18 protein-coding genes are annotated in these 23,883 nt (G+C 34.5%); 9 read left to right on the top strand and 9 right to left on the bottom strand.

Annotation, left to right across the window (positions count from 1 at the left end; genetic code table 11):
* Nucleotides 1-7: 7 nt before the first annotated feature.
* Nucleotides 8-1,237 carry a bifunctional folylpolyglutamate synthase/dihydrofolate synthase gene (locus RGRSB_RS05680; RefSeq protein ID WP_119260211.1) on the bottom strand — a complete coding sequence of 410 codons (1,230 nt, stop codon included), beginning with the start codon at nucleotides 1,235-1,237 and terminating at the stop codon, nucleotides 8-10.
* Between the two features lie 883 nt (nucleotides 1,238-2,120).
* Between RGRSB_RS05680 and RGRSB_RS05675 the strand changes: the two genes are divergently transcribed.
* Together RGRSB_RS05675 and RGRSB_RS05670 are read left to right on the top strand one after the other, a co-directional pair.
* On the top strand, nucleotides 2,121-3,302 hold the full coding sequence (locus RGRSB_RS05675; protein ID WP_119260210.1) for an aldo/keto reductase: 1,182 nt from the start codon (nucleotides 2,121-2,123) through the stop codon (nucleotides 3,300-3,302).
* A 43-nt stretch (nucleotides 3,303-3,345) separates the two neighbouring features.
* Complete coding sequence (locus RGRSB_RS05670; protein ID WP_119260209.1) at nucleotides 3,346-4,236, top strand: spermine/spermidine synthase domain-containing protein; 891 nt, start codon at nucleotides 3,346-3,348, stop codon at nucleotides 4,234-4,236.
* 1,149 nt (nucleotides 4,237-5,385) lie between these two features.
* On the opposite strand, the gene RGRSB_RS05665 is transcribed toward RGRSB_RS05670, so the two are convergent.
* Both RGRSB_RS05665 and glyA read right to left on the bottom strand, forming a co-directional pair.
* Nucleotides 5,386-6,465 (bottom strand): glycosyltransferase family 4 protein, encoded by a 1,080-nt coding sequence (locus tag RGRSB_RS05665; RefSeq protein WP_119260980.1) that lies wholly within the window; start codon nucleotides 6,463-6,465, stop codon nucleotides 5,386-5,388.
* A 100-nt stretch (nucleotides 6,466-6,565) separates the two neighbouring features.
* Nucleotides 6,566-7,849, bottom strand: a complete 1,284-nt coding sequence (gene glyA / locus RGRSB_RS05660; RefSeq protein ID WP_119260208.1) for a serine hydroxymethyltransferase — start codon at nucleotides 7,847-7,849, stop codon at nucleotides 6,566-6,568.
* A gap of 288 nt (nucleotides 7,850-8,137) precedes the next feature.
* Between glyA and RGRSB_RS05655 the strand changes: the two genes are divergently transcribed.
* Nucleotides 8,138-8,350, top strand: coding sequence for a hypothetical protein (locus tag RGRSB_RS05655; protein ID WP_119260207.1), 213 nt, complete (start codon nucleotides 8,138-8,140; stop codon nucleotides 8,348-8,350).
* Here RGRSB_RS05655 and RGRSB_RS05650 read toward each other — a convergent pair whose 3' ends face one another.
* Together RGRSB_RS05650 and RGRSB_RS10105 are read right to left on the bottom strand one after the other, a co-directional pair.
* Complete coding sequence (locus RGRSB_RS05650) at nucleotides 8,351-8,848, bottom strand: HNH endonuclease (RefSeq protein WP_119260206.1); 498 nt, start codon at nucleotides 8,846-8,848, stop codon at nucleotides 8,351-8,353.
* 1,347 nt (nucleotides 8,849-10,195) lie between these two features.
* A complete protein-coding gene (locus tag RGRSB_RS10105) occupies nucleotides 10,196-10,342 on the bottom strand; it encodes a hypothetical protein (protein ID WP_172582048.1) in 147 nt (48 codons plus the stop codon).
* Between the two features lie 695 nt (nucleotides 10,343-11,037).
* Between RGRSB_RS10105 and RGRSB_RS10100 the strand changes: the two genes are divergently transcribed.
* Together RGRSB_RS10100 and cysE are read left to right on the top strand one after the other, a co-directional pair.
* Nucleotides 11,038-11,190, top strand: a complete 153-nt coding sequence (locus tag RGRSB_RS10100) for a hypothetical protein (protein WP_172582047.1) — start codon at nucleotides 11,038-11,040, stop codon at nucleotides 11,188-11,190.
* A 1,154-nt stretch (nucleotides 11,191-12,344) separates the two neighbouring features.
* A complete protein-coding gene (gene cysE / locus RGRSB_RS05645; RefSeq protein WP_119260205.1) occupies nucleotides 12,345-13,109 on the top strand; it encodes a serine O-acetyltransferase in 765 nt (254 codons plus the stop codon).
* A 319-nt stretch (nucleotides 13,110-13,428) separates the two neighbouring features.
* Here the strand turns inward: cysE and RGRSB_RS05640 are convergent, their stop codons facing one another.
* The 3 genes from RGRSB_RS05640 to RGRSB_RS10535 form a co-directional block, all read right to left on the bottom strand.
* On the bottom strand, nucleotides 13,429-14,046 hold the full coding sequence (locus tag RGRSB_RS05640) for a Maf family protein (RefSeq protein ID WP_119260204.1): 618 nt from the start codon (nucleotides 14,044-14,046) through the stop codon (nucleotides 13,429-13,431).
* A gap of 1,552 nt (nucleotides 14,047-15,598) precedes the next feature.
* Nucleotides 15,599-16,642, bottom strand: coding sequence for an adenosine deaminase (locus tag RGRSB_RS05635; RefSeq protein WP_119260203.1), 1,044 nt, complete (start codon nucleotides 16,640-16,642; stop codon nucleotides 15,599-15,601).
* Nucleotides 16,643-18,651: 2,009 nt separating this feature from the next.
* Entirely contained in the window at nucleotides 18,652-18,840 is a 189-nt protein-coding gene (locus tag RGRSB_RS10535; RefSeq protein WP_232014604.1) for a DUF3120 domain-containing protein, read from the bottom strand.
* A 1,530-nt stretch (nucleotides 18,841-20,370) separates the two neighbouring features.
* Here RGRSB_RS10535 and thiL point away from each other — a divergent pair.
* On the top strand, nucleotides 20,371-21,369 hold the full coding sequence (gene thiL / locus RGRSB_RS05625) for a thiamine-phosphate kinase (RefSeq protein ID WP_119260202.1): 999 nt from the start codon (nucleotides 20,371-20,373) through the stop codon (nucleotides 21,367-21,369).
* A 389-nt stretch (nucleotides 21,370-21,758) separates the two neighbouring features.
* On the opposite strand, the gene RGRSB_RS10745 is transcribed toward thiL, so the two are convergent.
* On the bottom strand, nucleotides 21,759-21,884 hold the full coding sequence (locus tag RGRSB_RS10745) for a hypothetical protein (protein ID WP_269460767.1): 126 nt from the start codon (nucleotides 21,882-21,884) through the stop codon (nucleotides 21,759-21,761).
* Between the two features lie 394 nt (nucleotides 21,885-22,278).
* On the opposite strand from RGRSB_RS10745, the gene RGRSB_RS05620 reads away from it, so the two are divergent.
* From RGRSB_RS05620 to rpsG, 3 genes are all read left to right on the top strand, one after another.
* The gene (locus RGRSB_RS05620; RefSeq protein ID WP_119260201.1) at nucleotides 22,279-22,608 is read left to right on the top strand and encodes a HesB/IscA family protein; all 330 of its coding nucleotides are present in this window, start codon (nucleotides 22,279-22,281) and stop codon (nucleotides 22,606-22,608) included.
* A gap of 121 nt (nucleotides 22,609-22,729) precedes the next feature.
* On the top strand, nucleotides 22,730-23,104 hold the full coding sequence (gene rpsL, locus RGRSB_RS05615) for a 30S ribosomal protein S12 (protein WP_119260200.1): 375 nt from the start codon (nucleotides 22,730-22,732) through the stop codon (nucleotides 23,102-23,104).
* 283 nt (nucleotides 23,105-23,387) lie between these two features.
* The gene (rpsG, locus tag RGRSB_RS05610) at nucleotides 23,388-23,858 is read left to right on the top strand and encodes a 30S ribosomal protein S7 (protein ID WP_119260199.1); all 471 of its coding nucleotides are present in this window, start codon (nucleotides 23,388-23,390) and stop codon (nucleotides 23,856-23,858) included.
* The last annotated feature ends 25 nt before the right edge of the window (nucleotides 23,859-23,883 follow it).

Genomic DNA, 23,883 nt, shown 5'->3' with positions numbered 1-23,883 from the left:
CTCATAGCTAAAGTTGCCTTAAAAAGTAACCAATTAAATAAAGAGAACCACAAAGGATAATCGTATGTTCAGAATCATCAACAGCTCTATCTAACGCTTGAAAAACATCAAAAAATATTTTAATATTGCTCAACTGAGAACAAATTTGATTTGCCAACAAGGCTAAGTCTTCTGGATTTGCAGTTTGATGATCAGGAACAGGAACTAAATATAAATTATCCTGTGGTCGCAATAAAGCTTCGAAGATTTTATCATGATCTTTTGTAGATAAAATTCCCATTACCCAAGTGATCGGTTTATTTAATGTATCTACATAATCTCGTAGAGCGGTGGCTGCTGCTCCATTATGTGCTCCATCAATTAAAATAGAGACATCACGCCATTTTGTCCAATGTAACCTTCCCAACCACTGAGTATTTTTTATTCCTTTTTGAATAGCAACTAATGGAATTTTCCATCCCTTTTTCTGTAAGACTTTTAAGGTTGCAATTGCTAAAGCAGAATTCATTAATTGAACTTTTCCTAATAAGGGTAAAGGATAGCTGATATCTTGATATTTCCCCCAATTTTCTTTAATAGCTATGGCAGGTTTAACCCAGAGTGAAGGACAATTTAACGCTTTAATACGAGCTCTAATGACCGTTTCTGCTTCTGACGGAAGTTGTCCAATAACGGCAGGACATTTGGGTTTCAAAATACCTCCTTTCTCGTAAGCAATATCAGCCAGCGTTGGACCTAGTATTTGCCAATGTTCTCGACTAATAGATGTAATAACTGTAACTAAGGGATTGTTACAAATATTAGTTGCATCTAACCGCCCTCCTAATCCTACTTCAATAACAGCAATTTCTACTTTTTTCTGAGCAAAATAAACCCATGCTGCTGCAGTAATTGCTTCAAATAGACTTGGTTTATTTTTATAGAAATAGCTAAGATTTTTAATTTTAATAAGAATTCTTTCAAAGTCTGTTTCAGAAATAGGTCGATTATTGATACAAATTCTTTCTGTGGGGTCAACTAAATGAGGCGAAGTATAACGTCCAACCCGATAACCAGCTTCAATTAATGTAGAAGAAAGATAAGCACAAACAGACCCTTTGCCATTAGTTCCCCCAACATGAACAATAGGAAAACAATGGTGAGGATTATCCAAGGATCTCAATAGGGATTGAATTCGGTCTAACCCCAGAGTCACTCCCATAAGTTTAAAAGATTGTAGTAAGGAATTAATAGTCACCGAATTTAAGCATCCATTATAATTTATGAGTAGGCAATAATTACATTAATACTTTTGAATATCCTTAAATATTATCAGAATAATGTCTCCACCTCTAGTTCCCAGGCAATTAAATTTAGCATTTTTTATTTATTAAAATCGAAGTAAATCTTAGTTTTGTTACTTAAGTTGAGTACAATTAATATTGAGAGGTAGATAATAAGTCAAACAGAGGAGTTTTTTACAAAAATCTATTAATTACAGACATAATAAAGATATTCGGAGTAGCAAAATTACAAATATTCAACATTAACTTTGGGGAGAGGACTGTCGATATTTTAGCCAAACCTGTGGAAAATTTAGTCTATTGGAAAGCATGACTTTACTGAGCGACAAAACAGAAGATGGTCTGTCATAAAAAGCAAGATATAGCCTCTGAGAGAAGTTTTCTATATTAAGACACAATAATAATTTAACTGGTCTCCCCCGATCAATTTATTGAACCTATAGGGAAAAATTTTTAAATTAAATTCTTTTTTAAGAAAAACTCTGTATCTACTTTTTACTTGTCATTACTTTTAAGAGCAACAAGTTGAGTATTTAGAATTTTGATAAAAGCCTCAGATTTATTATTGGGGTTAGCAGGTAAATCGTACAATACAATTCTTTAATTTTTAACTTACAAATTGATTATGACTGTGTAAAATAATGCAGTTTTATGACTTTTTTAGACTCGCTGTGACAACAGCATAACAAAAAAAGTTAAAAATATTCTTTTGAAATTATTACGTAAATCCAGTTGATATGAGAGTTTTTAAATCTGTTTGTCGCCAACCTAGCATACTCAGTCTAGAAGAGCTAATATTATTTACTATAAATCATAGATTCACTACTTAAAAAAAATATGAAGTATAGACGATTTGGGCGTACTGAGTTGAAAATGCCTATTTTCTCTTGTGGCGGAATGCGCTATCAATATAAATGGCAAGATCTTCCTTTGAAAGATATTCCTAACGATAATCAGCAAAACCTAGAAAAAACTATTCGTCGTTCTTTAGAAGTGGGAATCAATCACATAGAAACGGCGAGAGCTTACGGTACGTCTGAAGTCCAATTAGGAAGAATTTTACCTAAATTACCTAGAGAAAAATTAATTATTCAAACAAAAGTTGTTCCAGAAGGAGGAGTGACAGAATTTCGCAGCAAGTTCAATCAAGGACTCTCACTACTAAACTTAGAGTATGTTGATTTATTAGGAATTCATGGAATTAATACTTTAGAAATACTCGAATCTTGTATACGCTCAGGAGGCTATGTAGAAGAAGCTAAAAAGTTGCAAAAACAGGGAAAAATAAGATTTATTGGGTTTTCAACTCATGGTTCTATAGATGTTATTATGAAAACGATTAGTACTGATTATTTTGATTATGTTAATTTACACTGGTATTACATTAATCAAAATAATTGGCTAGCCATAAAAGCTGCGAGAGAACGTGATATGGGGGTGTTTATTATTAGTCCTTCTGATAAAGGTGGTAAACTCTATGATCCCCCACAAAAGTTAGTAGAACTCTGTCAACCTTTGAGTCCTATTGTCTTTAATGATTTATTCTGTTTATCTTCTCCTCAAATCCATACATTGAGTTTGGGGGCCTCTTGTCCAAATGATTTTGATGAACATTTAAAGACATTATCTTATTTAGATAATCCTCACGAGATACTAACCCCAGTTCTTCAAAAGTTAGAGCGGGAATGTATTAACGTCTTGGGAGAAACTTGGTATAAAACCTGGTATATTGGCTTACCAAGCCAAGACAAGACTCCAGGGAATATTAATATACCAGTAATTTTATGGCTGAGAAATTTAGCCCTTGCCTATGATATGATCGACTATGGAGTTATGCGGTATAATTTGTTAGGAAATGGGGGACACTGGTTTCCAGGTCAGAATGCTGAAAGAGTCAAGGAATTTAATTTAAAACCTTGTTTAGCTAATAGTCCTCATCAAAATAAAATTCCTGAATTGTTAGTAGAAACTCATCAATTGTTAGGGGGAAAATTAGTACAACGTCTGTCTCAGGTGTAAACAGTCTATATTACTATTACTTTGCTTTAACTAGCTAATAAACATGACGAGTGCTCAGGAGCATCAGCCAGCTTTATGGATGAATGAATATATTACCCCTTGGGATCTTTATATTCATGGAATTAATCAAATTTTAGCTCATACAATCACTCCTTACCACGAGATGTATATTGTAGAAACAGAGGCTTATGGCAAAGCCCTCATTCTAGATGGTAGATGGCAGTCTTGTAGCATAGATGAGTTCATTTACCACGAAGCTTTGGTCCACCCAGCTATGATATCTTATAGGTCCCCGAAAAACGTACTTATTTTGGGGGGAAGTGAAGGAGCAACATTACGGGAAGTTTTGCGATGGAAAAATGTCGAAAAAGTATGGATGATTAATCCTGATGGGGAAGTGGTAGAAGCCTGTCGTCAAAACCTTGTAGAAATGCACCAAAATGCTTTTGATGATCCTCGTGTAGAGCTAACTATCACTGATCCCCTATCGATATTAGAAACTACTTCTAAACAATGGGATATTATTATTTCTGACTTAATAGAACCTATCAATAAAAGAGTATCTTGTTCCTTATTTACCCAAGACTATTTTAAGAAATTAAGGCAGGTTTTAAGTCCTGGGGGATTTATGATGGTCCAAGCTGGGTCTGTTGCTCCAGCAGAATTAGATACACATATCCGTTTAATTAATACCTTGCGAACAGTATTCCCCTGGGTCAATTCTATTTCTAATTGTATTCCTGCTAATGGTTATTTTTTGGGATTTGCTCTCTGTTCAGAACATTCTGTCAATATAAGACCTAATCCTACTATAGTAGACCAACTATTGGCTGAAAAAACAACAGGGGGTTTGCGTTTTATAGATGGAAAAACTTTATTAGGGATTTTCCAAACACCTACCTATGTTCGTCATGCAATTGAAACTAAAACTTAGATTCATAATACTTTTATTAAAGTCACTCAAGATCATTGAGTTTATATAGAAAATTCTGTTAATATTTTAGTCTAGATTACGACAAGAAGAAGTACTTGAAAATTTGAATTATACATTTTTTGGTAAAAAATACAAAAGTAAAGTTAAGAATCAAATGAGGTTAATATCTATTGGGTTATATGTAATTAATGAATTGTATTTTTTATACTAATTTATAGTAATTAATGAATTATTAATTAATAAGAATAATACGAAAATATCTTAGACTAAGTCTGATAAATTAATAGCTAATAACTACCTAAATTCTTATTTTAAATATTTTTTAACTCTAAAAACTCAATTTTTTTCAAATCAAGTTTTGAGAATATTGGAAACCTTACAAAGCATAACTTTAAATTTTTATTTATTATTGCGTTGTTACAGATAGTCTAAAAAAGCTAATATTCTTAGCCTCAACCTTATTGTTGACACAAATTAAATCTTATCACCTGAATCATCAAAATTAATTTTAATTAAAATAGATTTACATTAATTTATTATTTTAATTTTAATGATGTATTTGTAAAATTTTACTTTTGCTGAATTGTTCAAATTATGTAGTATATAATCCATAATTAGCATTGTTTTTGTTAGAAACATTAGCTATTAAAAATTATGGTCAACAATTATAGATATAATGTTAAGTTTATTGAACAAATATATTACTAGTTACATGTGAGAATAGTTAAGATTTTTATTGTTATTTATTGTTGAACACATTGTTTATGCTTAGTATTAGTAGGAATTTAGAGACTATTCTGAATTGTTAGTTTCTTTTTAGATAAAAAATATATTAGGATAACTATCCTATTGATCTATCAATGTATTCATTAATAATGAGTTGATTAGTCGGAATGTGAGAATGAGTCATTTTTTTGTAGAAATTGTATGAGTATAGTTTTCCCTTTGATATCAAAATTTTTTTATTGAGGTTAGAAGATAATCTGAATTAATATATTGACTATATAGCATCCTACTTTTTAGTAACCAGTTGCATCACAATTTTAATCAGACAGCTTTCTTAGTTTAGTTTGTAGTATCTTAAAGTTGCTATTTGTACCTTTCCCAAAGACCAGTTTTTCTTACTTCCTGACTCTCCCACTCTCTTATCTATTCTCGTACTTTACGACTCTTACGCCAGGCCTGCCAGCCCACATAAACTAACAAAAAGGTTGACCCCGTTGCAAAGCCCCAACCACTAGGAATATTAGAAAATCCCAAGGCTAAACTTCCCACCCATAATGTCAATGCATAGATAAACAACACCGTCAAACGATGGGAAATTCCCGCGTTAATCAAACGATGATGTAAATGACGTTTATCCGCACTAAAAGGAGATTTTCCCTGACTTAAACGTGAAATAATAACCGCTGACATATCCACAATGGGGACAGCCAATACCAGAAAAGGCAATAACACTGCCGTTACTGCCACCGTCGTCACGGCGGCTATTTTTACCAACCCAATCACTCCTACTCCAGCAAGGGTAAATCCCATAAAATAAGCTCCACCATCCCCCATGAAAATTTGAGCTGGGTTAAAATTGTAACGAAGGAATCCTAACGCCCCTCCAGCTAAAGCTGCTGCAATTAAAGCAGCAGCCGGCTGGTCCATAAATAGAGTTAACACTAACATCACAACTGCAGAAATTCCACATCCTCCAGCTGCTAAACCGTCTAATCCGTCAATCCAATTAATGGCATTGGCCATCCCCACTAACCAAATGACCGTCAGCAAAAGACTTAACCCATCGCTAATCTGAATTAAACCGCCAAAGGGAATAGAGAAGAAGTCGATACGAACTCCTACCCCCCAAGCAGCACTGGCGACAACTGTTTGAATGATCAAACGGGACAGAGGACTTAAATTAAATAAGTCGTCAGCTAATCCGATGAGGAAAAAGCATACCCCTCCTAAGGTGACTCCCCAAATTTCCCATTCCTTATTGGGAGGTAGCCAGCCAAACCCCCCTAACCCCCAAACTACGAGCAACGCGGCAATAGTTCCGGTGAAGATAGAGACTCCCCCTAAACGCACCATGGGACGTTCGTGCATCTTTCGCTCATTGGGTTTATCCACATAACCTGTTTTTAAACCGATACGATTGATGAGGGGAGTCACCCACCAAACGACAATCATAGCAATCAGGAAAGCAACAATATGGAATAATTCTGCTGGTGGGATGGGCATGAGTTTAGCTAACGCGCCGGGAGTCACATCTGAAAAAGTTTACCCTACGTTACTCTATTTTCGTTAGGGGTGTAAACGACCTTAGAAATCGGAAGGGAAGTTAGGCTAAAACGGAGACGGGGATAGTTAGATGGGGATATAATGGAAAGTGCTCGCACAGAGATTTAACCCGATCTAAACAGGTTTGTTTAACCCTTTTATCTCCTTGAGAAAGAAGATAATCAGCGATAATGTTACCAATCTCCTTAAATTCTTTTTCCTTCATTCCCCGCGTTGTTAATGCAGGAGTTCCCAATCGTAATCCACTGGTGACAAAAGGGGATTCAGGATCAAAAGGAACAGTGTTTTTGTTGGCAGTAATGTTAATCTCACTAACTAAACGATCAGCTTCCTTACCGGTCATTCCTACAGAGCGTAAATCCACTAATATTAAATGGTTATCTGTGCCGTTAGACACTAATTTAAACCCCCGTGTCATCAATTGATTAGCCAAGGTTTTGGCATTAGCAATGACTTGTCCTGAATAGGTTTTAAATTCAGGTTTTAGAGCTTCTCCAAAGGAAACTCCTTTAGCAGCAATTACATGTTCCAATGGACCCCCTTGAATTCCTGGAAAGACTGCCTTATCAAATCTTTTCCCTAGATCAACATCACGGGTTAATATCAATCCTCCCCTGGGACCTCTGAGGGTTTTATGAGTGGTGGTCGTGACGACATCGCAATGGGGAATAGGGTTAGGATGATGTCCACTGGCCACTAATCCGGCAATGTGGGCAATATCAGCCATTAAGTAGGCTCCAACTTCATCTGCGATCACTCGAAACTTCTCAAAATCAATAATTCGAGGGTAAGCAGAATAGCCACATATAATCATTTTTGGACATTTTTTGAGGACTAACTCCCTAATTTGGTCATAGTCAAGTTGTTCTGTCTCCGGGTTAACTCCATAGTGGCATGTCTCAAACCATTTCCCAGAAACGTTAACAGGGGAACCATGGGTTAAATGTCCTCCGTGAGATAAGTCCATCCCCATAATAGTATCGCCAGGGTTAAGGAGAGCTAAAAAAACAGCGAAATTAGCTTGTGCTCCCGAATGGGGTTGAACATTAGCATGAGCGGCTCCAAATAATTTTTTAGCCCGATCAATGGCTAGCTGCTCCGCGCGATCCACGAACTCACAGCCACCATAATACCGTTTTTTTGGTAGTCCTTCTGCATATTTATTGGTCAATACGGAGCCTTGAACTGCTAAAACGGCTGGAGAAGTAAAATTTTCACTTGCAATTAACTCCAGATGTTCCCGTTGACGTTGGAGTTCTAAGTGAATAATTTCAGCCATCATTGAATCACTTTGGGCTAAAAAATCTAAGTTAGTATTAGTCACTGTTGCTTAATCCTTTTTACATTGGAAAATAATATCCCAGAACCATCCATTATAGTAAATTTAAATTTGCTGACAAACTAAGTCAGAAAAATTTAAGAATACCTAGAAAAATTATGAATATAGAGAATTGATAGCTATCCCAACGGGTAACACTATCATTTAGAGTTGCCTAGAAACTCTAAAAAAAATAGTTAAGCTATGTGGCGATCTAAGAAATTAAGGTTAAAGTTTACTATTTAATCTACTACAATATATTCAATATAATTGGGGAGCGATGGGGGTTTTTATATGTTGGTTATCCTGACTCAGGAAAGTGTTTTATCAGCGCAAACAGTATGTCAAGACTGCTTACTAGCGAATCATCAGGGATTACCTCGCTGGAAACAGGGAAGACTTAGTTGTGGATCTTCTGTTCATAAAAACTTGGAAAGTCATCAACCGAAACGTTATCAATGTCAGATGGGCTTTCAGATCGCCGAGGTCGAAGAAATTTTAAAATGATTAAATTCCAATCACATACTTGCGCCATTCGTGATTGAGATTTCCTCTAGTATATTTAACGAGTTCAAAATGTAAACTGCTATAAGGACGACGAGGAGTGCAGTGCAGGGTCATGTTCGCTTCTCTTGGGGTGCGGTTTCCTTTTTTTACATTACAACGAACACAAGCAGCAACTAGATTTTCCCAAGTTTCTCCTCCACCTCGTGAACGGGGGATAACATGATCCAGGGTTAATTGTTCCCCTCGATAGTTACAATATTGACAGGTGTGACGATCACGTTCAAGAATGTTGCGTCGAGTTAAGGGAGTTTCTTTGTAGGGAATTCGAATATATTGACGCAGTCGTATGACTGAAGGTAGAGGAAAGTCACTATAAATTAGCCGTTCACTATGTTCTAATTGCTCAGCTTTCCCCTTGAGTAACAAGACAACTGCTCTTCGCCAACTAGTAATATTGAGCGGTTCGTAGGAGGCATTTAACACTAGAACCTTGCCCATAGGTTATCGAGGAATATCGGGTTAATTTACCCCAGATGCTAACATGAAGGATGTCCATCAGTAAACTAGTTGCTCTTTTCATTTTTGTAGGAATAAAAAAAATAAAAATTTATAAAAAACTGGACGGTAAAAATATTTAGATAGCTGATGAGTCACGGCACAGATAAAAAGTTACGAGTTTCCTATCTAAAGTTAACTTTGTACCTAACCAATACTGTAAAATCCTACTGCGGATAAACTTAAAATTTCTAGGTTTCTAAACCATCAATACAGGCTAAAACTTCAGTATTATGAATGACACGACGTACCCATAGAAACTGTTTCTGTGAAATTCATTGAAGATAAATGAAATAAGAATGACTTTAAGAAAATCTCTTCAAAAACGACTAATATGTTTTACTGACTTCGCCTTTTCTATCTGCCAGTAAAGGAAATTTCAAAACTTCTGAATCAAAGAATCGAGAATATAAATTGACATCATCTATACTGAATCCCATAATATAAGTATTTTGCGCTGGTATTTATATAAATTTTGGTTTAAATAGCTTTTTTTATGATGTAAAACCATTATTACTCTCTTTAGAGTAGAAATCCAAGACCTCTACTGTTCTTTACAGTCTTAAAAAATCACCTCCCTATTTTCGCTATTGGTGAGTAAATTAAAATTAGAAGCAAGTTGATCAGGAGGAAGTTGAGATTCACTTAAACCTCAAGCTGGAAAATTCCAAAGACTCTAACTCACAACGGTTAAACTAATGGTGGGAAATCAGGTGAATTAAAGAGTAACTAAACATAATTTTAGTGATTATTGCAACAGTAATTAGGATTAACTTACTTTTGATAAAAGCTAAATATATTAGCATTGAATAAACCATATTTTTGTTGTTTAATTTCAATTAAAAGTAGTTTTTTAGAGTATAAAGTCGAAAAGATTTTTATGTTTCTCTACTGAGCATTTTAGGTAATACAAACTCCTATTACAATCTAGCTTTTTCAAATGCCTATAATCATACTCCCTTACTTCATCAATAGTTAACTACCTCAAGCTATACAAGCTTTTTTAACTCTTAAAGAACTGATGCTCCTTCGGTAACTGGGGAAGTAACATCGCTTCTTAAAGCCGTACTTTTTATATAATCAATAGTTTTTGGGAAAATTAACTGGATTATTTTGATGTCAATAAACTACCCACCATCATTAAGATAACTCACAATAGTTTGACAGAATCCTCCCCTGGCGGGGATAGTCCAGAAGTCGTACACTAAAAACTATGTAATAGAAAGTTAGCGGGCAATAATGTTTGACATTGTCCCACTCAAAGAAAATATGCTCATCGACTAATATATTTCATTCAAGCCCTATCATACCTAACGAAAGAGCCGCACCATGAATAAAACTTGCTAATTTGTAGAAACATAACTCAGTGTAATGACCCGTACTGCAGGGCAAACTCGATAGCCTATCCTTAACATCAAAGGTATCATCGAGGGACAACTAACTAGCCTAGCCTCTTTTCATAGATCTGGATTAAACTATCGCATTTTGTTTCAGTGGTTGGTACCATATCTGCTAACGTCGTTAATGTTCATATATTTTAATTATTGGGATAAGTATTTGATACACTTTTAAACAAAGTACTCAATTGTCCAGTAAGGTATTCAGGTTTAAGTAAAATTTTTTTGCGTTGATAAAACACCGTTGGAAGTAGTTTAAATGTAGAATGATTGAAGGTAAAGAGCCTGTTGCAATGGTTTATTTGTCCAGCACTAAGACATTATTTAAGTATTAATACTTTGTTGTAATAGAGTCCCTAAACGAAGGCAAATATTATCTTTAGAAAAGAATTCGAGATAATCAGAGATCAAAAAAGATTTACATTAGATAGTCCGAAGCGTGAGTTGTCGAAATAAATATCAAATTAGTCACTTTTATCCCCTGTGGCACTAGTTCAACTTCACCTCCTATCACCTCCTGTACTAGAATTCTACGGGCAACTAGACTATAAAAATTACTCATATACAAAATACTTGTATGAATAGCTCCTAAAACTGAAATTAAGTATTTCCTTCCTGAGAGTTATTAAAACAGCTGTATTTTAGACTAAATAGTGGATATAATCGATATTATCTTCTTCTAAAAGAAGTATCAGAGTTAAGACAGTGACTTTTGAAAGGTTTCTGCCAAAAATATTGCCGATAATTGGATTTCAAGCAATGACTTGTTTAATGTGGAAATCTTTCTTTAGGTCTTCCGCTTCCGTAGGGAAGTTTCGCGGCAGCACATTGGAAGCAATCAGCTGGAGAACGCCCCAAAAGAGTGACCCTATGGCAGAACTGCTGTAATAATCTGAAGTTTACCGACGTATTTGCTAAAGCTAAAGCAGTATATCCTTAAAATGGACAACTGTAGTGAGCTGTTAGGTATTAAATTTCTCTGTTATATGAAAGTATTTTTGATTAAACACACTCAATTTAGTTAAAATTTTCCGAAAAAGATTAATGAATTCTGTCGATAGCAAAATTTGACTTAATTTAAGATTAATAGAAGTAGTTTATTTAGAGCGTTAATATCACTTCTAGGATGTTCGGTTGAGACGGCTGCCTACCACAAAAAACGAAAGATAACAACTAGAGGTTCTTGGCTATTTTTTTGTATGGCGAATACCAAGAAAAATTTTGGGGTTTTGACTGTGATAACGCAGAACAAAAATATCTCGATGGCAAAGTCTGTTTGAGTTCTTGTAGAAGACTTTTAGGTAATGTTTGATTCATGTGTTGAAGAAATTTTTTCCTATTCCCAATTTTGAAAATATCTCACAAAAATTGCTCATAAACGTGAGGATAAACATAGAAATGTTGCCTTGACAGATATTGAACTTGTAGGTTTAAGAAAAAACTATAGAGTTTAAGGTCTTTAGATGATTCTTCAGTGTCGGTTAACTTTTCTAAATCCGTGACTTTATGTTGTAAGACACCAATTTTTAAGATAAATTTTGCGGCGGCTGAAGCTGGAAAAAGTTCCTCTTGGTCTGGGAAAAAACTAAGAATCGATGACCCTCCCTATCAATTTTAGAGATCAGGGGTAACAACTTTCGAAAAAGTTTTATAGTAGTATGAATAAGGAAGAAGTTATAGATATCCTTGTGAGAATAAACTCTCCATGTGGAGAGGAAAAAAGATTAGCAGAGTTTGAAATTATTTCTAAATTCATTACCATTTCTTATAGACTTCGTTACCCCTTTATCGAAGCCCATTTTTATAACCCCTTTTATTTGACTACTTCAAGTGTATTTAGGATATATACCCGTTAAGGTCAACAATAGAATAACTTTAGACACCATTCCCGACAAGTTTAAGTCAATCTGACAATCCATACTACTAAAAGTTGTGTGTTTAATACACCTATTTAAATAACCTTGACTCCTTAATGATAAAAACCTCTAGATATAATGATAAAATAAAATAAGGACTTGTATTGTTACAATAGGAGACTGTTGGTGCTATCTTCTCTCGTTGTTGACTTTCGCATCATCTTTGAGCGTGACCCTGCAGCCCGTAATTGGTTAGAGGTTCTTGTTTGTTATCCAGGTTTGCAAGCCCTAGTTTGTCATCGCTTTGCCCATTTCTTATATTGCCTTGGTCTTCCCTTCATTCCTAGATTTATTTCCCATCTAGGTCGTTTTTTGACCGGAATTGAAATTCATCCAGGAGCGAAAATTGCCGAAGGAGTGTTCATTGATCATGGTATGGGGGTAGTGATTGGAGAAACCGCTGTTGTTGGAGATAATAGCCTGATTTATCAGGGGGTTACTTTAGGGGGAACCGGTAAGGCAACAGGTAAACGTCACCCCACTCTTGGTAAGAATGTAGTAGTTGGGGCGGGTGCTAAAATTCTCGGTAATTTAGAAATTGGTAATAATGTCCGCATTGGTGCAGGATCAGTGGTGTTACGGGATGTTCCTTCCGATTGTACTGTGGTTGGAATTCCAGGGCGCATCATTCATCAATCAGGGGTTCGAGTTAATCCTTTAGCTCATAATAATCTTCCTGATTCAGAAGCTAAAGTAGTACGATTGCTGCTAGACCGCATTGAGTCGTTAGAACGGGAAGTTCAAGAATTGAAACAAGATATTAAGAAAGATAAATCTAGAGATTGGGATTTGATAACTGCTACAGTGGACTCATCTTCTTCTGTTCCTAGTCAAAGTTCCAGTCTGAGTAACAAAGAGATTGAAGAGTTTCTCAACGATGTGGGGCAATAATTGTTTTCCTCAATATCAAAATAACTCTATAAAAATAGAGAAATATGACAAAAAATTTGAGGGCAAAAAGAACAGAGGTCTTGTCAACAAATCTTTTTAGATTTGATAAGTCTCGAACGGAGTTGTGATAAATTCAATTCCTTTTCATGAAAATTTTTGTAAAAATAGTTTTCTTTATCTTAAAGCCTAGCAATTCATTTAATTGTCATCGTCTGTAGTAATAATAATAAATTTTTTGTCCTCCCTAATTAAGAATTGTTTACATATATCCTATCAAAACTATTATCCATATTTATGGACAATTTAATTTTTAGTGACTTTACGGATTACTCCAAAACTGTATACATTGATAGCCCAACTCTTCTAACATCTGTCTGAGCAAAGGAAGACTTAAGCCAATGACATTACTGTGGCATCCTTCGATTTTGTCAATGAATAAACCCCCTTTTCCATCTAAGGCAAAACATCCAGCACACTTGAGCGGTTCTCCACTATTAACGTAAGCTTCAATAGAAACATCATTTAAGTTAGCAAAGTAAACTTGGGTGATACCGCAACGAATCAAAGTTTTTTGTTGTTTTTGATCAAAAATTGTATGACCAGTATATAATGTCCCTTGGTTCCCCCGTATTTTTTGCCAACGGATGATCGCTTCTTCAGATGATTTAGGTTTTCCGTAGATTTCCCCCCGTACTACTAATAGAGAGTCACAGCCTAAAATTAGGCAGTCTTGAAAATAAGGGGCAACGGTTTTAACTTTAAAGTGAGCTAAGATTTGGACTAATTTTATAGGATCTTTGCATTGTATTTGAGATTCGTCAAACTGACTATGACGGACAATCGGATCAATCCCAACAGTTTGTAATAGTTTTCGACGTGCTGGAGACGCAGAAGCCAGGACAAAATGGGGAGTGGTTAGGAATGAAGATACAACCATTTTTAATAGTAAATAAGATATAGAAATTTTTTAGTAAATCTTAAAGTTATCAGTTAGCAGAGAATTTACAAAATATATCAATTAGTTTCCTCTTGAAGAAGTTTTATCTAATTTTAGATAATTCATGAATTTTACCATACCAGTATAAAAGATTGTACTCCAAAATAAGCTATTGTTACCTTGAGTATTAAGTTCCCCTTAGAAAAAGAATGGCTGACTTTTTATTTTTCTTTAACTGCATCATTCAAGCACTGTTAAAAAATCGAGAAATTAAAAGTAGAAAAATTTTCTCGTATAATAGAAATATTAGTAATACTATGAGCCTAATAAATATTAGGAAGTTTAATTTCGTATTGTATAATACAATAGTTTTCCTATAGTTTTTTTATTCAGCATTAATGAAATTAATTTCTATGTTTAGATAAAAGGTTTGATTCTTTTTTTGTAAGAATCGATAAATAACATCTGTAGAAGTCACTAAATTTGTTGTGATCTTATTTTCAGAAAAATAACTAATAATTACACTGAGGTTATTCATACGTTTAATAAAATCTTACAAACACCGAAACTACTCTTTTATGAACGTTACTTACGTTAACTTTAACCAAATTACTGAGATAGCAAATTAATAATAATCCCTACTGTAAATATAGTTTTAAGATAATTTTATTTTTGTTTTACAACTGATTAGACTACTAACTTTCACAATAATTAATCTAGATTTACACTAGGTTTAAAAAACTTATATTTTTTTAATTTTATTTTTTAAAAAAATCAAACTATTCCTATTTTATTTAATATCTAATAGTGAGTAATGGTGAGTTTTCATGAATTTAGAATTTCATTGATTAAACTGAGTTAAGCATCTGATGCTATCAGTATAAATTAAGTACAAATCTTAAGTTTATACGTAAAATACTTTGAAACACTGTCTTTCTAAAGAGAAATAGCTTTTAATAAGCTTATTATTGACAATCAAACTCTATCTTTAATATTTTTGATTTTTACAGAACAAGTTTAGTGCAACTAAATCATCACAAGTTTTTAAATTTAGTTCAAACATTACTAAAATATCTATATTACTATGTCCCAAATTGATATGCCTTAAATGGTTTTAAACAAATTTAAAATTACTGTAATAGGTAAATTTAATTCAATTTAACTATTACCTTTGTAATCCAATTATCTAAAATTAATTGACTCTTCTAGACTGAGTCTTATCAATGAGTAGCTATCACTTCTAAAACTCTTACTTTGAATGTATCCTATTACTCCAAAAAATAAATTTTTATAAAAGTTAAAAACTCTGCAAAGTAAGAATTTTACATTTTGTTTATTATGATTTCGTTATAGCCAGTCTAGAAAAGTCAATTAAACTAAGTTTGGGTTAATTCTATTGAGATAAAATCTTAATTTTTTGCACTTAATTGTCAAATTATAGCAACTCCCATACTTATGAGATATAAAGTTTTTTAGTTTTTGGGAACGCCGGAACAAAGAATAGATCAAAGTTTACCTCATGAGTATAAAAAACCCTCTAATTAATTGGAAGTTAAACCGATACTAAATCTCTATTTTCCGGATTATCTTGGAGTAATCCAGTAAGTAAAGAAGCAGGATGTTCTTTATGGGGCCAAGCAAACGCATGACGGAAAGCTGAATCTTGACAAGCTTGTAATTGGTGAAAATCAATAACATCTTGAGTCAATAGATTTTCGTATTCAAAGGGGAGACGGACATTATGTAACCCTGCATTATCTGTACAAATTGCAATATCTACTCCTGCTTTAAAACAACGATCAAAGACAACTTTTAATTCTTTTAAATCGTCCAATGTTCCTGTCTTTAAATAAGTAGTTGGACAGATTTCTAAACATTGTTTTGATTGAGCAATTTCTGGTAATAATTCAGGATACTTTAACGGTATTTGAATCCCGTGACCAATGCGCATTAGATAGGGGAGAAGTTCTCGATAACAACCATCTGGGGTTTCATAAAGGTGTCCAGTAGTTTTTAACCCTAAAGAATGGGCATACTGATATAAACTAATAAACTCTTCTAATCTTTCTTCATAATGAGAGTCTCCTCCTGCTATATCAACAGCGCAGACATAAACTTTCATATTAGCTGCCAAATCAATAATTGCTTTATTAACTTCATAGGGTAAACGGGAGTGCATACAAAGAATCTGGCTAATAATAATCGGATATTCTTTAACTTGAGTCGCTTTTCCAACAATTTCAACAATATTTGCCATTCTGTTAATACGTTCCGATTGGCTCAGATGGTCCGGGGTCCGTAAATAAGGAGTGTAACGTAACTCCAGGTAAGCTAAATTTTCAAAAATATAAGCCCCTCGAATCAATCGATAAATAAAATAGGGAAGAGTTTGTTCGGTTTGAACCTTTTCTACGAGAGTGTGTAACTCTAGATATTCATCGAGGGTATTACGTTTACGGGTGTAAAATTTTTCAAATCCTGGATATTCAGGAAAGCGCCGTGCCATTTCTAAGTCATGGCGTTTAAAATATCGCCAGAGAATGCGAGGAACTACAGATCCTCCTAAATGACGATGTAAGTCCGCGTATAAAGCCACAGAAATCTCCTGATAGATTGGGTTAAGATTATTCTAGTGTGTCTAAGGCTATATGACATTAATTTTTGCCAAATTCTTCAGACGGTTTTATTACAATGTTCCTAGTTCCTTCAATGAAAAAAAACTAGAAAGATAAAAGATAATCCCACATTAATTTTCGATATTAGACATTATTTTTAATGATAAAACTGAACTAAAAGAATCACCTAGATTATTTGTAGTATAACACTAATCATGGAGAAGGTTAAATATAAAAAAATATCTTAAATTTATTATAAATATCATTTTTTTTTAAAAGATTGTTCTAAATATTTATTAGAATAGGTGTATTTTTGAGAAAATTAGTTACTTTTTATAATCCTGTTTTAATTTGAGTTTTTGTTCTTTACTTAAATCGACCTAATTTTTAAGTAAAAATATTTGCTTTTGCCTAATCTTAATATTTTTAAACTATATTTTTAAAATTCTTCAACTTATTACTTAAATATTCTTTTCTAAATCATCTAAATTAAGCAGTAACAAATTTTATCACATATAATTTATATTACTATTTTAGCTTTTAATATTAACTAATACCATTTCTATAGAATTTTCTAAAATTTAGACTAACTTTTTTATTAGATCTTCTTTATTTATTATAAAAATCTAAATTTTATGTTAATTTATTTCTATTTTGACTATGTTTAGTGTAGCAACAATTGATATCTAGATAAAATACTTTTGCTGTTCTATTCTAGTAGTCTTAGTAATTCAATTTATTGAATGATTTGGCAAACTCCAGCAGAACAATAGTTTGAAAAGTTTAGAAAACCTAGTTTTGTTGAGTTTCTGGCTATTGTTAATTGATCGTTTTACAAATTATGATATTTTGGTAAAGCCTTAAAATGTTTATCAGTTTGTCCGCTGACGGCAATATATGACCCTAATTTTTGGTAGCTGACCTCAAGTGAAAAAGGAAGTTAACTCCGTCTCTGGTTACCATGTAATAAGGGCGGTCTCCACTCCCCTTATTCTTAACTATAGGATATTCAATATTAATTCTTATACCAATAGATAATCCGAAAGTAATGGGGGATTTCTGACTGGACTTTTTATCTTATAGTTAAGATTTACAACAGCCTGAGAAATCTGAATCAGATTAGATAAATTTACTTTTTCGTGTCTATGGAACCAAATGACCATCACTGCATCCCCAATGTATTTATAAACCTAACTCCTTACTTGACATAACAAATTTCTAATTAGAGAAGACAGTAGTTTGTAATCAAATTGCCTAGCTAAGGCTATAGAACTTCTCATATCTACTACCTTCGTCGAGATTAAACGGCGTCGATGTAGGAGTATGATGTCCCTTTGTTAGGTTTTTTCATTTATTTCGAGAACGCAATTGTATGGTAAGAAAAAAAATTTAACTTTCATCCGACTAAAAGCAATAGATTCCTATTTTTAGTAGCAATAGGAACACTGATACAACGCTTATCAACAATAATTTTGTTACTACTTTCTAAATCAATGAGAATAAATTTTTCTGTCTATGTTGATGGCAAAATCGTGCAATCGTGAGAAACATAGTTATCATTTACCATACAATCATTATCTTTACTTCGTCTAGTATCCCAATAGCTCTTCCCTACTAAAAATTAGTTAACATTTATCCCTTTTGGTAAATAAAAGTACATGAGGGGTATGAGCTAGATTTTCCACATATTTTTTAGGAATGATAGCATAACGCTAATCGCACAAATTGGAAATTTATTTCAGACTGAATTCCCTTAAGCAAAAGAAGCTACTAGCAAAAATAGACTATCCGCTAAAATCGGATTTAATATTGCACCTGCTAAAGCCCACTAATGATAATAGAATTTTTTTATTATCCATAAGCCGACCGCCGCTAAGAGAATTTTAACAAAAACCACTACCTGACTCATCTCCCAGAGGGTTTGGACTTAAGCTAATGTTTTTTGAAAAATTAGTATAGCTAAAATAGGTCTTACTTGCGTTAGTTGTCGCTAATCAGAAATTAATACTGTCATACAAAAATAAAAATCCGCAATTCCCATTCCCAACAACGACTTCAAATAAAAAAGGTTTTTTATGTTACCCCAACCATGACAGAGTCCCCAAATTACTACCGGAACTCCAATTGACTCAATAGGAGGATGAACTAAGGATTCCCAGCGTGACCAAACCCAATAAATAGAGCCATCAGATAGCCAACTTCAAGTAAGCCCCCAAACTAAATCTCCCTAGTTATGGGTGCATTAGTATTTCATCAGGTAATTTCTAACTAAAGCCATCGTCCGTCATTAATAAACTAAGTTGGGGATATGAACGAATTAAGAGAGCTTGAATAAAAACTGGAAAAGACATCAAAAATCCAGCAGCCTAAAATATTGTCCATCCTAAGAATACTTGTGAACTTCTGGGAATTAGGCTTAGAAACTGTTGGTGTGAATCACCAAGATAATCAGGAGGCATATCGAAAAGCGATGAAATCAATATTCTGTTAACCTAATACAACTATCAATTGTGAGAATTCTTTTTAATTAACTTAACTTAACTTAACTTGTCATAAAGTTTTTTCTCGTACATATCCCTCCAGGGAGTATACAATTTGTCGTAACGAATATTCTACAGAGAATCAATTTACCCAGTGGTTAAATTATTTTTCAAAAAAAAAGTGATTTTTAGCAGCTATGAACGAAGAACTCCGCACTATGATTTATGAAATATTTAATAAGCTTTTGCTTAAAACACAGTACTATAGCTACGGTACAGTCTAGTCCTCTTAATCTGCTTACTAGTCCAGAAAATGAGTACACACCACCTAATAGACTACAAGGTTTTTTAGTAAATTTATACATGATAAGTGGTTGGAGATATAATAAACAACACTATGTTAATAACTATTAAGAAAACAGGTAAATTTATACTAAAAAAATTGGAAACTTCTTATCTTAAAAGCTCAAACAAAGGTCGAAATTAATAAATATATCATTCCAATTTAATTGGATAGCAATTTTAACCTATTTTAATAAAATTTGGAGTCTTTTGCTTAATTTTTAGTTAATCAACTTCCTTACTTTTCTGATTTTCAATAAGAGGTATCTATACTTCTAAACCGTTTAGTCTTGACCGCTTCATCTTGAGTGTAAGCTAATAACCGGCTTCTATCATTGCTATCGCTAATCCATATTTTGTCTCCAAAATACTATCCGGTTAATTTATCCTTTTTTATTTTTTTTAACTCGTTCTCAACTCTGAGGAATAAGAATATTACTATCACTTTTAAACTATCTCAAGCTAGTCTATATATAACGATTTTTCTCGACTTAGAAATAGGAAAATATTCACTTTCGATTCCATTGCTGAAAATTCAATCGCACCAGATCTATATTTTATCTTTAGATAGATTATTTTAACTTTACTTAACTTGAGTAAATTCTTTCCCTGTTCCAACTTAAACAATATTCTTAAAATAAGGAGATTATGTTAGTTATATCAAAGTTATTATTGCTACTTCTATTCTTAGAAGACCTCAGCGTCTATTTGTGATGATCGCTTTTTTTAAAAAACCATATACTAACATAGTGTTACTTATTTGATATTACAATAATTAATAATAATTAATCATTAAATTTTTACCAGATAGATGACCATTGATAGAAGGCTATTAATGTAACTATAAATATTTGTAATATTTATACTGTAATCGTTTGAGGAAAAAAATGAAATTCAACCAATCTGTCAACGATGTTGGTGAACAAGGGTTATTAAAAAAACTTCAGCCCTTTTGTCCTGGAAATATTATTGGGGATGATGGAGCGGTTTTATCGGTCAACTCTCAAGAGCAATTAGTAATAACTACTGACGTTTTGGTAGATGGGGTTCATTTTAGTGATCACACTACTCCTCCTGAAACTGTAGGATGGCGTGCTGCTGCAGCTAATTTATCGGATTTAGCCGCCATGGGAGCCACTCCTATTGGCATTACAGTAGGATTATCCTTACCAGGGGAATTGAGGATAACTTGGGTGGAAAAGCTTTATAAAGGATTAACCGATTGTTTGCAACGGTATAAAACCCCTATTGTTGGTGGCGATATCTGTCGTTCTCCGGTCACTACCATAAGTATTACTGCTTTTGGAACTGTCGTGCCTCACCGTGTTATTTACCGTTCCTCAGCTCAACCTGGAGATGCTATTCTAGTGACAGGGACTCATGGAAAATCTTATGAAGGATTACAATTATTGCTTAATCCCAAATTAGGCGATAATCTATCACAATCTGAACGAAACGCCTCAATCGAAGCTCACCAACGCCCCAAACCCCGCTTAGACGTCCTTCCACTGCTTTGGGAAATAGTGGAAACAGCATCGGTAGCCGGAATAGACAGTAGTGATGGGTTAGCTGATGGAATTCTGCAAATCTGTCGTATGAGTAAAGTGGGAGCAACATTAGAGCGCTCGCAAGTTGAGTCCCCTCCCAGTTTATTACAATGGATGTCACCAGAAGAGGCTTTGCATTGGACTTTGTATGGGGGAGAAGATTTCGAATTAATTCTCTGTTTACCCTTAGGATTGGCTGAGAAATTGGTGAAACGGTTAGGAAATGGGGCTGCTATTATTGGAACAATTACAGAAGAACTAAACGTGATTTTAGTTGATAATCAAGAACGACATCCACCCCAAAAACTAACTCTCACTAAAGGATTTCAACATTTTTGATTGTTACCAATTCTCTAGTTTAAATTAAGGAAAAAGACTAGTAGTGATATTCTCTACCAGTACAAAAAAAATTTGAGAAGAAACATAAAAAAAATTAATTAGTGATTAATAAATGAGCAATTTTTCTTAGGATCTTCTATTATCTATTTTCGAGTAGAAAAAATCTATTTTTGAACGCTAAAGGGGTTTGTTCCGAAATCATAAATAGTGGACGACACCATTCCCCACATCACTAAACACCAGTTCCACGGTGGTTATATTAGGGATAACTAACTACATCCTACCATCACGTACCACACAAAGAACCTCTTTTCGAGCAATGGCTCCTCCAACATCAAGTTTACCGATAACATTGGGGGCAATTCCATATAGAGACAGTTCACACAAGCTCATACGGTTCCATCTAACTCCGAGTCTGCCACAAAGCCTTGGTCTATCACATTAAAGGCGACAACTATCAACGGGAGAATCTTTTCACCTCGTACTTGAGGCAATTGTAATAACCCCGATGTCATTCACGCTCTCAGAGCGGCTGTAGCGATATTTTAAGAGAGATTGTATCGTACTCTTGCTTCTTCGGTTAATCGATTCGAGATTACGCCAACGGTTTTAATTCCCTTTTCTGCTGCGGTAACCTTGATCCATAATATCTGCTATGAACATCCTTATATTTCTTAATGTCTGTTTTCTTATCCCAATCTAGAGGTCTATATTCTAAAAGAAGAAACAATGGTTTGGTATGAGGAGTTTCTTCCTCCGAAAATATTACCTAGGAGTAATTTGTTAAAAAGCGGATAACGTCTTAAATGAACATTCAATTCCACAACTTTAGCCTAATTATTCAACATCCAATTAAGGATGCCAGAACTGGTATCAAAATTACTGAAGATTAATACTTTGGAGTTATGTATGATTCAAATTACACCAGCCGCAGTTAAAGAAGTCCAACGAATGCAGAGCAGCCGTCAAAAAGTCAACAATTACTTTCGACTCAAGGTGAACAAGGGAGGATGTTCGGGACTATACTATATTTTTGAATTGTCTGAAACCCGACAAGAAAGCGATTATCTCTACCAACTAGAGGGAATTTCAATGCTGATTGATCAGGACAGTCTTCCCTATCTTGAAGGGTTACGTTTAGACTATGCTGAAGACTTGATGGGTGGAGGGTTCCGCTTCTCTAACCCCAGGGTTGCGGCGACCTGCAGTTGTGGTCTATCCTTTACTATTAACCATTAACCAGAAAAAAAAACACACCTTCAGGAGTTGACAGACTATCTCCGGTATAGGTATCATGGTAATTTGTCAACGATTATATAAATGATTAAGGGTTGGTTGTAACCCTGATTTGAGCTTGCCCATGCCCACTATTCAACAACTTATTCGCAGCGAACGTTCAAAACTGAAAAAGAAGACGAAATCGCCAGCACTCAAACAGTGTCCTCAACGTCGGGGGGTTTGTACTAGGGTTTATACAACTACCCCCAAAAAGCCCAACTCAGCCTTGAGAAAAGTAGCACGAGTTCGTCTTACCTCCGGCTTTGAGGTCACTGCCTACATCCCTGGGATTGGTCATAATTTACAAGAGCACTCTGTTGTCCTTATTCGTGGAGGTAGAGTCAAAGACCTGCCTGGAGTGCGCTATCATATCATTCGCGGAACATTAGATGCGCAAGGGGTCAAAGATCGCAAACAAGGGCGTTCTAAATATGGAACTAAACGACCCAAAGGATAAAATTATAGATAGGGTGTATCTAAATTATTAATTATCACTAAGTCTAGAAGTATGATTTTCTTTAGTTAGGCGATTACTGTGGTTTCACCTAATTCTTGCCTTTATTCTTGCCTTTTAACGATAAACGAACGATTGTAATTTTCTTAGAGAGAAATCGGATTCAGAGGCAATGTTAAACAATGTAGGGACATAAACAACGAATATCTCCCAAGCATACTATCCTCTTCACGGGAAGAAGGGGACACTATGATCACTATCTTAAATTTAAGAGGAAAACCCGAATATGTCTCGTAGAGGAAACATAAAAAGACGACCGGTTCCCCCCGATCCCGTTTATAACAGCCGTTTACTCAGTATGACAGTCCGTCGAGTAATGAAGAGCGGCAAAAAATCCGTAGCGGCTGGCATTATCTATAATGCGATGACGTCGATCAGTGAAAAGACGGGAGCTGACCCTTTAGAAGTTTTTGAAAAAGCTATTAAAAATCTGACTCCCTTAGTAGAGGTTAAAGCGCGTCGGGTCGGAGGTGCTACCTATCAGGTTCCAATGGAAGTTCGTTCCTCACGGGGAACAACCCTGGCGTTACGTTGGTTAGTCCACTATGCTCGTGTTAGAGGAGGTCGTACCATGTCCAGCAAATTGGCCAGTGAAATTATGGACGCAGCTAACGAAACCGGGGGGGCAATGAAAAAGCGGGATGAGACCCACCGTATGGCTGAAGCAAACAAAGCCTTTGCCCACTATCGCTATTAAGGGCTAGTTTTGCCAGGGAGCAGTG

Origin of the sequence: cyanobacterium endosymbiont of Rhopalodia gibberula, assembly GCF_003574135.1 — a bacterium.
GTDB lineage: Bacteria > Cyanobacteriota > Cyanobacteriia > Cyanobacteriales > Microcystaceae > Rippkaea.
The sequence above is the reverse complement of the archived record's forward strand: the minus strand, read 5'-3'. Positions and strand labels throughout refer to the sequence as shown.

What these genes read in the sequence shown, in the direction of transcription:
- RGRSB_RS05675 (WP_119260210.1), top strand. Translation starts at nt 2,121, where the DNA reads ATGAAGTATAGACGATTTGGGCGTACTGAGTTGAAAATGCCTATTTTC.
- RGRSB_RS05670 (WP_119260209.1), top strand. Translation starts at nt 3,346, where the DNA reads ATGACGAGTGCTCAGGAGCATCAGCCAGCTTTATGGATGAATGAATAT.
- RGRSB_RS05665 (WP_119260980.1), bottom strand. Translation starts at nt 6,465, where the DNA reads ATGCCCATCCCACCAGCAGAATTATTCCATATTGTTGCTTTCCTGATT.
- RGRSB_RS05655 (WP_119260207.1), top strand. Translation starts at nt 8,138, where the DNA reads ATGTTGGTTATCCTGACTCAGGAAAGTGTTTTATCAGCGCAAACAGTA.
- RGRSB_RS05650 (WP_119260206.1), bottom strand. Translation starts at nt 8,848, where the DNA reads ATGGGCAAGGTTCTAGTGTTAAATGCCTCCTACGAACCGCTCAATATT.
- RGRSB_RS05640 (WP_119260204.1), bottom strand. Translation starts at nt 14,046, where the DNA reads ATGGTTGTATCTTCATTCCTAACCACTCCCCATTTTGTCCTGGCTTCT.
- thiL (WP_119260202.1), top strand. Translation starts at nt 20,371, where the DNA reads ATGAAATTCAACCAATCTGTCAACGATGTTGGTGAACAAGGGTTATTA.
- RGRSB_RS10745 (WP_269460767.1), bottom strand. Translation starts at nt 21,884, where the DNA reads ATGACATCGGGGTTATTACAATTGCCTCAAGTACGAGGTGAAAAGATT.
- RGRSB_RS05620 (WP_119260201.1), top strand. Translation starts at nt 22,279, where the DNA reads ATGATTCAAATTACACCAGCCGCAGTTAAAGAAGTCCAACGAATGCAG.
- rpsL (WP_119260200.1), top strand. Translation starts at nt 22,730, where the DNA reads ATGCCCACTATTCAACAACTTATTCGCAGCGAACGTTCAAAACTGAAA.
- rpsG (WP_119260199.1), top strand. Translation starts at nt 23,388, where the DNA reads ATGTCTCGTAGAGGAAACATAAAAAGACGACCGGTTCCCCCCGATCCC.